This window comes from Rheinheimera fenheensis, assembly GCF_039871805.1.
GTDB lineage: Bacteria > Pseudomonadota > Gammaproteobacteria > Enterobacterales > Alteromonadaceae > Alishewanella > Alishewanella fenheensis.
Genome location: NZ_JBDPJM010000013.1, coordinates 97,054 through 108,360 on the forward strand (window position 1 = coordinate 97,054; position 11,307 = coordinate 108,360).

7 protein-coding genes and 3 tRNA genes are annotated in these 11,307 nt (G+C 51.8%); 8 read left to right on the forward strand and 2 right to left on the reverse strand.

The window, feature by feature from the left end:
• Nucleotides 1–5: 5 nt before the first annotated feature.
• Nucleotides 6–3,566: a hybrid sensor histidine kinase/response regulator gene (locus tag ABGI61_RS15670; protein ID WP_347602939.1), complete on the reverse strand. Its 3,561-nt coding sequence runs from the start codon at nt 3,564–3,566 to the stop codon at nt 6–8.
• Nucleotides 3,567–3,639: 73 nt separating this feature from the next.
• On the reverse strand, nt 3,640–4,128 hold the full coding sequence (locus tag ABGI61_RS15675; RefSeq protein ID WP_347602942.1) for a TIGR00645 family protein: 489 nt from the start codon (nt 4,126–4,128) through the stop codon (nt 3,640–3,642).
• Between the two features lie 211 nt (nt 4,129–4,339).
• On the opposite strand from ABGI61_RS15675, the gene ABGI61_RS15680 reads away from it, so the two are divergent.
• The 8 genes from ABGI61_RS15680 to ABGI61_RS15715 all read left to right on the forward strand — a co-directional run bounded on the left by ABGI61_RS15680 (nt 4,340) and on the right by ABGI61_RS15715 (nt 11,307).
• Nucleotides 4,340–6,403: a S46 family peptidase gene (locus tag ABGI61_RS15680; RefSeq protein WP_347602944.1), complete on the forward strand. Its 2,064-nt coding sequence runs from the start codon at nt 4,340–4,342 to the stop codon at nt 6,401–6,403.
• Between the two features lie 102 nt (nt 6,404–6,505).
• Nucleotides 6,506–7,231, forward strand: a complete 726-nt coding sequence (locus tag ABGI61_RS15685; RefSeq protein ID WP_347602947.1) for a DUF2189 domain-containing protein — start codon at nt 6,506–6,508, stop codon at nt 7,229–7,231.
• A 2-nt stretch (nt 7,232–7,233) separates the two neighbouring features.
• Entirely contained in the window at nt 7,234–7,686 is a 453-nt protein-coding gene (locus ABGI61_RS15690) for a regulatory protein RecX (RefSeq protein ID WP_347602950.1), read from the forward strand.
• Between the two features lie 30 nt (nt 7,687–7,716).
• Entirely contained in the window at nt 7,717–10,335 is a 2,619-nt protein-coding gene (gene alaS / locus ABGI61_RS15695) for an alanine--tRNA ligase (protein WP_347602962.1), read from the forward strand.
• 294 nt (nt 10,336–10,629) lie between these two features.
• Entirely contained in the window at nt 10,630–10,830 is a 201-nt protein-coding gene (csrA, locus tag ABGI61_RS15700) for a carbon storage regulator CsrA (RefSeq protein ID WP_008222063.1), read from the forward strand.
• A 165-nt stretch (nt 10,831–10,995) separates the two neighbouring features.
• A tRNA-Ser gene (locus ABGI61_RS15705) sits at nt 10,996–11,085 on the forward strand.
• 12 nt (nt 11,086–11,097) lie between these two features.
• Nucleotides 11,098–11,174, forward strand: a tRNA-Arg gene (locus ABGI61_RS15710).
• Nucleotides 11,175–11,230: 56 nt separating this feature from the next.
• A tRNA-Arg gene (locus ABGI61_RS15715) sits at nt 11,231–11,307 on the forward strand.

Consider the following 11,307-nt stretch of genomic DNA (forward strand, 5'->3'; position numbering starts at 1 on the left):
CGTGTTCAGCCTTTGTTTAACCAAAGCGCCAGTTTGTCGGCCAGCAACTGCGTTTCTATGGGTTTGGTAATCAGATCGTTAATACCGGCTTCTTCGCATTGTTGACGTACTGAGTCTGTCTGATGCGCTGTCATGGCAATAACCGGCAGCTGCGCTAACGCTGGCTTTTGTCTTATTGCCTGACAGCAGGCATAGCCATTCATGCCAGGCAGCTCAATATCCAGCAGTACCAGGGCGACTGACTGTGTTGCTAACAGGTCAAGGGCCTGCTCGGCACTGTCTGCGGTTAGTACTTGATAGCCGAGTTTTTTCAGTAAAATCACTGCCAGTGTCTGGTTAAAGTAGTTGTCTTCGACCAGCAAAATGGTGTTGCTGCTTGAGTCAGAGCTGCTGCTTGAGCCAGTACTGCTGGCTAAATATGGGCTGTGATTAATCTCTTGCTGCGGTGCAGGCGTTGCCAGTGGCAGTTGCAAGCTAAAGCTAAACACAGTACCGACACCGGGCTGGCTTTGTACACTCAGCTCACTGTGCATAAGGTGCAGCAAACGCTGACAAATTGCCAGCCCCAGGCCGGTGCCGCCGTATTTGCGGCTGATAGAGTTGTCAGCCTGGCTAAAAGCCTGAAACAGTTGCTGTTGCTGTGCAGCGCTGATGCCGATGCCTGTGTCACTGATAGCAAAACTCAGCTGGCAAACGCCATCGCTGGTTTGTGCCTGCAGCCTAAGCCCGATACGGCCTTTTTCGGTAAATTTCACCGCGTTACCTAACAGATTAATCAGTACCTGCGATAAACGCAGTGCATCACCTAGTAGCAGTGCAGGCAGCTTGTCATCAACTTCCAGTGTAAAGGCCAGGTTTTTTTGCGCCAACTGCGCACTGAACATATCTGTTACCTGGTTTAGCATCTCTCGGGGAGCAAAGGGAGCTGTGTCCAGTTCCAGTTTGCCGGCTTCAATTTTGGAGAAATCCAGAATGTCATTAATGATGCTGAGCAGAATTTTGCCCGCCGCGCGGATCTTGGCCAGATAACTTTGTTGGCTGGCGAAGTCGTTGCTGTGCTGCGCCAGTTCAGCAAAGCCCAGCACAGCATTTAATGGTGTGCGCAGTTCATGGCTCATATTGGCCAGAAACTCACTTTTTGCCGCAGTGGCCGACTCTGCTGCCTGCTTGGCATGTTGTAGCTGTTGCATGGTGTGTTGCAAGTGCGCTGTACGTTGCTGTACCTGGGTTGTCAGGTAGAGTTTTTCTGCTAACAGTTGCCGGGTACGCCATTTAAGTAACAGATACAACAGCACAACGACAGCACCCAGGTAAATAAACCAGGCTAATGGGCTGGCATACCAGGCGTGAGGAATATGGATGTTAAGCGGGGTAGAAAGTTGTTCATTTCCCTGTTGGTCGCGGCTTCTGACCATAAACTGATAATCGCCGGCGGGCAGGTTGGTATAATCCCGATACAGCTCTTTGCTCAAGGCAGACCACTGAGTGTCATAGCCAATCAGCTTTGTTTGAAACTGCATACCAAATACCTGGCTGAAGTTGGCACTGGAGTAGTCAAAGCGCAGACTATTGTCGGTTGCCGTGAGCGCAAGGCGTGCTGGCAAAGCGCCGCCCTGATAAAACAGCTTGCCATCCAGGGTTCTGAGCTGTCGCAACAGCGGCGGTTTAGGAGCCAGCTGGCGGTGTTCATCCGGGGCAAAGCGAAAAATGCCTTCGGCGCCACCAAACCAAATCACCTGTTGTTCGTCAATCAGTACTGTATCCAGCGGGATATCCTGCAGCGGGGCCAGCGCTGAGTCATGCCAGCGATACTGGGCACTGTGATCCTGATACAACACACCGGCGCGGCGGCTGCCGTTGTCGTTATCCCAGGTCAACAACCACAGGTTATTATCGGCATCAGCTTGCGGATAGCGTACCCAGGGTTGGCTGGGACCGAATGCCTGCGCCATCGCCTCATCGAGGTAAAAGGTGTCGTCTGCTGCGTTAAAACGGTAAAACCCCGCCACAGTTGCCAGCAGTAACTGATTATTGTGCCAGTAAACAGCGTTACGGTTATTACTGGGCAGGCCCTGAACTTTGCTAAAACGCTGTACTGGCAGCGGCACTCCACCGGGCCAGTTTGCCGGCAGTTGCAACCGGTAAACGCCATGTGCCAGGGTGCCTAACCACAACTCGCCATGCTCAGTTTCTACAATGCTGTTGAGGTTACCACTGACACCCGGTACCCGGCCTTCGTCCAGCCATTGGCCATCTACCCAGCGCATGCTGGCCAGGCCATCCTGCAGGCCAATATAAACCCGCTCTGGTGTGAGTTTTGAGCGGTATAACACTTTGCTGGCAAGCTCAGATTGACGCAGCAAACTCAGCTGCTGTTGTTGCAATCGGTAGACACCATTGCTGTTTGCCAGCAGTAACTGGTTATCAAACTGCATAAAATCCCAGGTTTGCTTTTGCACGGCGCTAAGTGCATCAAAGCGGTTTGTCGTATTTTTGACGAATAATCCCAGGCTGGTACCGGCATAGAATTGGCCCTGATGTTGAAACAGTGCCAACACATTGCCCTGTATGCCATTAGCACTGTTGTAGTAAGTTAGGGCTGATGCCAGATCGATGCGGCTTAAGCCATGATCCAATGCCAGCCAGATACCTTGCTGGTGGTCCTGATACAGTGCCCGTACGTTCTGATCGACCAGGCCATACTGGCTGTTAATATGGCTTTTTAACGTACCGTCTGGCTTGAGGATAAACAGGCCGTTCTGACTGGTGCCCAAGGCAAAGTCACCGTTGTGCAGCCTAAGGCCGGTATACAGGGTTGCCTGCGCCAGGAGTGCGTCAATATTGGTATGCCAGCGCCTTGCCCCTTCAGCGGTGAGCAAAAACAGCTGCCCTTCGCGGCTACCGGCCAATAAGGTATCGTTATCATAGTGTTCCAGCATAAAAACACTGGTGTTGGCGAAAAACTCTGAGCCAGGCAGCAGGGTAAAACTGCCGGCCTTAAGCTCCAGCAGGCCGGTACCTTCTTCACGGACTATCAGGCGGTTATTCAGCCAAAACGCTTTGTGAAAAGCGCTGTTGGTGGTCCAAACCTGCACATCGTCCACGCCAAGCCAGAAAATATAATCACGGCTAATAAAATACACACCGGTATCGGTCGCAAAGGTTTGGCGGACATCCTGAAACTGACGGTAATGTTCTGGAATGCGTGACAATAAGGAGACATATTGGCTGCCGGTGCTGCTGTGGGTGTCCAGATAACCTATTTCACCTTTTGAACCGACATAAATGCGCCCGTCTGCCGCGGTTGCCAGTGAACGTACCACGGCTTTATTGCGGGTGGGGATCATACGCCAGTTGGCGCCGTCATATTCCAACACACCCACATTATTACCCACATACAACAGGCCGCGCGGGTCTTGTACCACGGCCCAGTTCTGGGTGCCGCCGTTGTAGTCTTTAGGTTTAAAATTGGCCAGTAGCGGTGTACCGTGTTGGCCCTGTGCGAAAGCAGCACCACACAGGCATATCAGCCAAAGCGTAATAAGACGCAGCAGTAAGGTATTCACTATGCTAACCTCCTGTTGGCACAGTTGCACCGGCCCAGGCTGCTGTTAGACGCGCAGCCCGGCCAGTATTAAATTATTTGCGCAGCACCTTATCAAGGTAACCCATAGCGAAGGCGGACAGCACAAAGGTGATGTGAATAAGCAGATACCACATAATTTTGTCATTGGCGATAATTTCGGTATTCATAAACACCTTCAGCAGGTGAATAGAAGAGATGGCAACGATAGAGGCAGCAACCTTATTTTTTAGCGAACCTGAGTCTAATTTGCCCAGCCAGCTTAGTTTGTCATCGTTACCCTCTAAATCGAGTCGCGAGACAAAGTTTTCATAGCCGGAGAACATCACCATAACAATTAAACCGCCCACCAGCGCGATATCAATCAATGACAGCACGACCAGAATAAGCTCTACTTCTTTCATGGTCAAAAGCACTGGCACGATATGAAATACTTCCTGAAAAAATTTTATGCCAAGCGCCAGTAATGCCAGGCTCAGGCCCAGATAAATTGGCGCCATGATCCAGCGCGACGCATACATCAGTTTTTCGATAAAGTTTTCCATAGCTACCCCATAACAGCCGAGGCAGTATTATGCGGCGTCACTGCCAGATATCAAGATCTGTGCGGGCTTTTTATCGTGGAAGTGAGCTAAAAGCACGGAGAGTTAACGCATAAATTGGCACTTTGCCGCAACGTTGCCCAATGCTGGCGGGCTTTGTGTTAGCCTGCGCGCAAAGTGCAACGCTATAAAAAGTGCGATACTACAGATCGTTATGAATAAAATTGTCGGTTTAGCCTTAAGTTTTGCCCTGCTTGGTAGTGTGCAAAGCCAGGCTTATGAAGGTTTTTGGTCAGCATATCAATTACAGCACAACAGCCCGATACTGGCGCAGTTAGACCTGACAGAGCAGGAGCGCGCCAGTGGTCTACCCCTGACGCAATTACACCAAACGGTGGTGCGCTTAGGGCGTTGCACTGGCGCTTTTGTCTCGGCCAGTGGCCTGTTGCTGACCAGCGCAGACTGTGTGGCAGACTATTTACCGCCAGCCGCTTTAACGAAAGATAATACCGGGCGGCAAAACGCCACTCGTCGCGCTGCTGAGCAGAAATTGCCGGGCCTTAGCGCCAAGCTGCTGTTGCAAAGCCGTGATGTCAGCAACCAGGTGCAACGGGCGCTTGGTGTGGCGTTAGATGCACAGGATAAAGCCGCGCGCCTGGCGCAGCTTAAATCTGCCATGCTTACTGGCTGTCAGAGTGGCGCCGATATCCAGTGCCAACTGGTGGCAGATCATCATGGCTTGCTCTACCGCTTAGAGCAGTATCGGTTGCTGAACGATATTCGCTTGGTGTATTTACCGTCGCCAGCCACTGACGACGCCCGTGGTTGGCCGCGATATGCAGCTAACTATGTGCTGTTGCGGGTTTATGGTAATGAGCAAGGTGTAAGCTTGGCTTATGATGACGCACATCAGCCATGGCAAAGCCATTTTGCCCGCTTAAGTAACGCCGCCTTAACTGAGCAGCAGTTAATACTGACAGCGATGTTTCCCGGCCAAACCCGGCGTTATCGCCCGGCAAGTGAGCTGAAATTCCAGTTTGACAGCGCCCACCCGCAGGCTCTGGCGTATCAGCAGCAAATGCTACACCTACTGCGTGAGCTGGTGCCTGAAGACTCGGCACTTTCGTTGCGTTATGCCGGCCTGCTGACCCAGCTGCAACAGCAGTTTGACCAGCAACACGCCAGGCTACAGCAATATCAGCGCAGTGCTCTTTTTAGCAATAAATTGACGGCACAGCAGGCGTTAAGCCAGTGGATAAACACTAGCCCGGTGCGGCAACAACTGTATGGGCCGATACTGCAACAGCTGGAATCGCTGCTGATGCAACAACAGCAACTGGCGCTCAGAGATCTGGTACTGAACTATTTGCAGTATGCCCGTTTACCGGCATTGGCACGTGAGTTATATCAGCTGGCACAATTGCCTTACAACGAACGGGTACAGGCTGCCAAAGCTTTCTTACCCGAGCTTGAGGCGTTTGAACAACAATTTGATGCCAGAGTTGATATGGAGCTGGCACTGCATTTTCTCGGCCAGTACGCCCGTTTGCCTGCTGAGCTGCGCCTGGCGGCACTGGATCAGTACTTTGCCTTAAACGATGGCTTTAATCGTGACATTGTTAGACACAAATTATCTGCCATCTATCGCGGCACCGGCTTAACTCGGGCTGACATGCGTCAGTATTGGCTGGGCCGGCCAGCCAGCGATTTTGTGCAAAGCCAGGATCCGCTGCTTAGTTTTACTGTCGCACTGGCACCGACACTGACACAATTGGCTACGCAGCGCCAACAGCTGGCTATTGAGTTGGAGCAAGCCAGAGCTGCATCGATGGAAGTGGTACTGGCTTATAACGAAGCGCGTAATATTGCCAGCTACGCCGATGCCAACGGCAGTTTTCGCGTCAGCCTGGGCCGGGTGAGCGGTTTCGCTCCAGATGATGCGGTGTGGTATCAGCCTTTTAGCAGTTTGACCGCCTGGCTTGGCCGTCAAAGCCCGCTGCAGCTGGCTGAAACCGTGCCTGACATTGCAGTTAACTTTTTAGCCAGCAATGATAGTTGCCATAGCAACCCTTCGGGTATCAGCTTTAATCAGCAGGGTGAACTGGTCGGCGTGATGTTTGGCGCAGTGCCGGCCAACTTGTTGTCAGACTGGCAGTATCAGGCGCAAACCGGCCGCACCGTGCAGGTAGATGCGCGTTTTATTCGCTGGCAACTGAAGCAGGCCGGCCAAACGGCCATTTTGGCCGAACTTGATAACCTTGCTGCTACAGCAAAATAAGGCTTTAACAGACACTCTCTTAATTTCAACGCTTTTGCAGTATCATAGCGATGCAGTAACGGCAGACCCTTGTCTGTTGTGGTTATTTTAGCCGGAGTGGTTGTGAATAAAGCGTTTAAGTTAAAACTGATTATCCGCCGGGCACCCGCCCAGGCCGCCTTGGGCTGGCTAAAACAAGCCTGGGCTATTTTTATGCAGGCGCCTCTGGTGTGGTTATTCATTTACTTGCATATGCTCGGTTTTCTGCTGCTTAGCATGCTACTGCCACCGATAAGCAGTTTTATCGTCGCTTTGTTGATGCCTTTTCTTACCGCTGGCATTTATAAAACCGTGGTAGCACTGCAACAGGGTAAACAAATTAGTGTGACCGGCTTATATCAGGTATTTAAAGAGCCGCAGTATCGGGTGGTATTTATCCGTTTAGCCTTGGCCGAGCTGGTGGCAACTTTGCCGCTGGTGTTTATGTACGCCTTGATGGTAGAGCAGGCAGAAGCCGGCGAGTTCAGTATGTCACTGGCGCTGATGATTGCTGTTTGGTTCACTGTAAGCAAGATGGTGTTTGCTTACACCATAGCGGTGGCGTACTTTCTGCAGCAATACAGCGTGCTGGTGGTGATGCAAGCCAGTCTGGTGGCCTGCTGGCGCAATATAACGCCACTGGCATTATACAGCCTCTTGAGTCTGGTGCTGATAATGCTTACCATGCCAACCTTGTTTATCGGCTTAATCGTGGTATTTCCACTACTGCATATCGCGTTCTTTTTATCCTTTAATGAATTTTTTGCGTTGCAGGTAAAAAGCACGGATGACGGCGTGCTGGAAGTGTGAGCGTGACCGAGCCAGACAGCAGCACACTTAAGCAAGCGGCATTAAACTGGTTAAGCCGGCGCGATTACAGTGAGGCGCAGCTGAAGACACGGCTGCAGCGCCTCGGTGGCGAGCCATCGCAGGTACAGGCGGTGCTGGATTGGTGCAAAGCGCAAAATTATTTAAACCAGCAGCGTTTTGTGCAAATGTTAGTGCGTAGCCGCGCCAATAAAGGCTATGGCCTGGCGTACATTATTCAGGAGTGTCGGCAGCAGCAAATTAGCCGCCAGCAGGTGCTGGAAAGTGCTGACGAGCTGGAACTGGATTGGTTTGCGCTGGCGCGCCAGCAATACCTGAAAAAATACGGCTTAAGCGCCGCGACAGACTATAAAGACAAGTTAAAGCGGATGGCCTATTTACAGCGCCGTGGCTTTAGCAGTGAACAGATCGAATTTGCCATTAACCAAACTGAGTAACACCCAAGCGGACAGGATTTCTTCATGACTATGACATCGGCCAGTATCAGGCGTGCTTTTTTAGACTTTTTTGCCAGCAAACAGCACCAGGTGGTGCCCAGCAGTTCGCTTATTCCGGGTAACGATGCCACCTTGTTATTCACTAATGCCGGCATGGTGCAGTTTAAAGACGTATTTTTAGGCCAGGATCCACGCAGTTACAACCGGGCTGTGTCAGCCCAGCGCTGTGTGCGGGCCGGTGGTAAGCACAATGACTTGGAAAACGTTGGCTACACGGCACGTCACCACACCTTCTTTGAAATGCTGGGTAACTTCAGCTTCGGCGATTATTTTAAGCAAGACGCTATTGCCTACGCCTGGGAGTTTTTAACTGAAGTCGTCAAGCTACCGAAAGAAAAGTTGTGGGTGACGGTATACCAAACCGACGATGAAGCTTACAACATCTGGAAAGACACTATAGGGGTGCCGGCCGAGCGTATTATCCGCATTGGTGACAATAAAGGCGCGCCTTATGCGTCAGACAATTTCTGGGCGATGGGCGACACAGGCCCTTGTGGCCCTTGCACCGAAATTTTCTATGATCACGGCGAACATATCTGGGGTGGCCCACCGGGTTCAGTGGAAGAAGATGGCGACCGCTACATTGAGATCTGGAATATCGTCTTTATGCAGTTTAACCGCCACAGCGATGGCCGGATGGAAAAACTACCCAAGCCCAGCGTGGATACCGGTATGGGGCTGGAACGTATTGCAGCTATTTTGCAGCATGTACACAGCAACTACGAAATTGATACCTTTGTTGCACTGATTAAAGCGGCTGCAGAAGCAACCGGCGCAACCGATTTAACCGATAAATCGCTGCGCGTAGTCGCCGACCACATCCGCAGCTGTGCCTTTTTAATTGTCGATGGTGTACAGCCGTCGAACGAAGGCCGTGGCTACGTGTTGCGCCGTATCGTGCGCCGCGCGGTGCGCCATGGCAACAAATTGGGTGCCAAAGGTGCCTTCTTCTACAAGCTGGTGCCGGCCTTGGTAGCGCAAATGGGCGAGGCTTACCCAGAGCTTGTGGCCAAACAGGCGGTAGTAGAAAAAATCCTCAAACTGGAAGAAGAGCAATTTGGCAAAACGCTGGAGCGTGGCCTGGCTATTTTAGAAGATGCGCTGTCTACTTTAGACGGCACCATACTGCCCGGCGAGCTGGTATTCAAGCTTTATGACACCTATGGCTTTCCGGTTGATTTAACCAACGACGTGGCGCGCGAGCGTAACCTGACAATCGACCAGGCCGGCTTTGATGCCGCCATGGCCGAGCAGCGCAAAAGAGCACAGCAGGCGTCTAACTTTGGTACTGACTACAACGCCCAGTTAAGCTCAACTCAGCATACTGAATTTACCGGTTACCAGCATGAGTTCGGCAATGCCACAGTAGTAGAAATACTGCAGCAGGGCCAAGCGGTTGAAACGCTTAACGATGGCGCAGACGCACTGCTGATTTTAGATAAAACGCCATTTTATGCTGAGTCTGGCGGTCAGGTCGGTGATACCGGCCGGTTAACGCTGGCCAGTGGTGCCGTGTTTGTGGTGGAAGACACTATTAAGCTGGGTAAAGCCTTTGCCCACAAAGGCCGTCTGCAAGGCACGCTTAAGCTGGGTGATAAAGTGGATGCGCAGATCGACAGCGCCCGTCGTGCGGCCATAAAACAAAACCACTCTGCCACCCATTTGCTGCATGCGGCACTGCGTAAGGTGCTGGGCGAGCATGTAACACAAAAAGGCTCTTTGGTTGGGCCAGAGCGGCTGCGTTTTGACTTTAGCCATTTTGAAGCAGTAAAACCTGAACAGCTGCGCCAGATAGAGCAGTTGGTTAACGAGCAGATTCAGCAAAACAATGCTTTAGATACCCGTTTAATGCCAATTGAGCAGGCCAAAGCGGCTGGTGCTATGGCGCTGTTCGGTGAAAAGTACGATGACGAAGTGCGGGTACTGTCGATGGGCGACTTCTCTATCGAGCTGTGTGGCGGCACCCATGTGAGCCGTACCGGTGATATCGGCCTGTTTAAAATTGTCTCTGAAGGTGGTATCGCCTCGGGTGTGCGTCGTATTGAAGCGGTTAGCGGTGCCGGTGCCATCAGTTTTATTCAGCAGTTAGAGCAGCAGGCACAAAGCGTTGCCGCCGCGCTGAAAGGCGATGTAATGAGCATCGCTGAGCGGGTGCAGCAGGCGCTGGAGCGCAGCAAGCAGCTGGAAAAAGACATTGAGCAGTTAAAAGCTAAGCTGGCCAGTCAGGCCGGTGCCTCCTTGCTGGAGCAAGCCGAGCAGCATGGTGGTGCCACAGTATTGGTGGCGCAGTTGCCTGCCACTGAGCCCAAAGCATTGCGTACCACCCTGGATGAGCTGAAAAATAAACTAAGCAGTGGCGTGGTGCTGCTAGCCACCGTAAATGATGACAAAATTAGCCTTATCGCTGGGGTAACGGACGATCTAACCGCCAAAGTGCATGCCGGCCAGTTAGTGGGCTGGACCGCCGGTAAATTAGGCGGTAAAGGCGGTGGCCGGCCAGATATGGCGCAGGCGGGCGGCACCGATGTTGCCGCCTTGCCAGCGGTGTTAACAGAAGCAAAAACGCATATCAGCAGTAAATTAAGCTAAACTGCTTGTGTCAGCCAGTGTGGCAGGTATTGCCAGCTGGCTGATCGCTCTTTAAGTTGGGGGCGTAACACTAAAGCGCACTTTGCCGTGTCGTGCGGGTGGAATATCGCGTATTTAGCGGTAACAAGCGGCAAAATTGCTACACTGGCAGCGTTTTGCGGCAAATATGCCGGTAATTATGACCATTTATTTAAACGCCTGACTTTTAATCAGCCAAGCAGCTGAGTTATGATACGGCGCTTTCGTGTACACCGGTGTCACTGGCGCTGGATTAAAGGATAAAGGAGCAAACGAATGCTAATTCTTACTCGTCGTGTTGGTGAGACACTGATGATCGGTGATGAAGTTACCGTAACGGTGCTGGGTGTGAAAGGCAACCAGGTTCGTATCGGCGTGAATGCACCTAAAGAGGTATCGGTGCATCGTGAAGAGATCTACATGCGCATCCAGGCCGAAAAAGGCTCTGCAGATTCAACTTATGGTGAAGACGACTAATTTCCACGTTTTTACCGCGACTTGCTGACCATTTGTGCCGTTTTTGTACGTTTTATAACTTAATCACGGTGAATTGCTTAAAAGGTCGGCAAACGCACTTTTCAGTTCCAAAAATTGTTTGACTTATTTTCCTGAGACATTAATATACACGCCGCAACACAGCGCGGAGATGTGGCCGAGTGGCTGAAGGCGCACCCCTGCTAAGGGTGTATAGGGGAAACTCTATCGAGGGTTCGAATCCCTCCATCTCCGCCAGTTTTTCAGATTGGACGCGTAGCTCAGCTGGATAGAGTACTCGGCTACGAACCGAGCGGTCGGAGGTTCGAATCCTCCCGCGTCCGCCATCTGAAAAAAGCACACAGCACAGTGCCGGATAAAGTGCTACTATTTGCAATACCCAGGACGCGTAGCTCAGCTGGATAGAGTACTCGGCTACGAACCGAGCGGTCGGAGGTTCGAATCCTCCCGCGTCCGCCA

Bases quoted from the DNA above. Each gene is read 5' to 3' on its own strand.
- ABGI61_RS15675 (WP_347602942.1), bottom strand. From the start codon at position 4,128: ATGGAAAACTTTATCGAAAAACTGATGTATGCGTCGCGCTGGATCATG.
- ABGI61_RS15680 (WP_347602944.1), top strand. From the start codon at position 4,340: ATGAATAAAATTGTCGGTTTAGCCTTAAGTTTTGCCCTGCTTGGTAGT.
- alaS (WP_347602962.1), top strand. From the start codon at position 7,717: ATGACATCGGCCAGTATCAGGCGTGCTTTTTTAGACTTTTTTGCCAGC.
- csrA (WP_008222063.1), top strand. From the start codon at position 10,630: ATGCTAATTCTTACTCGTCGTGTTGGTGAGACACTGATGATCGGTGAT.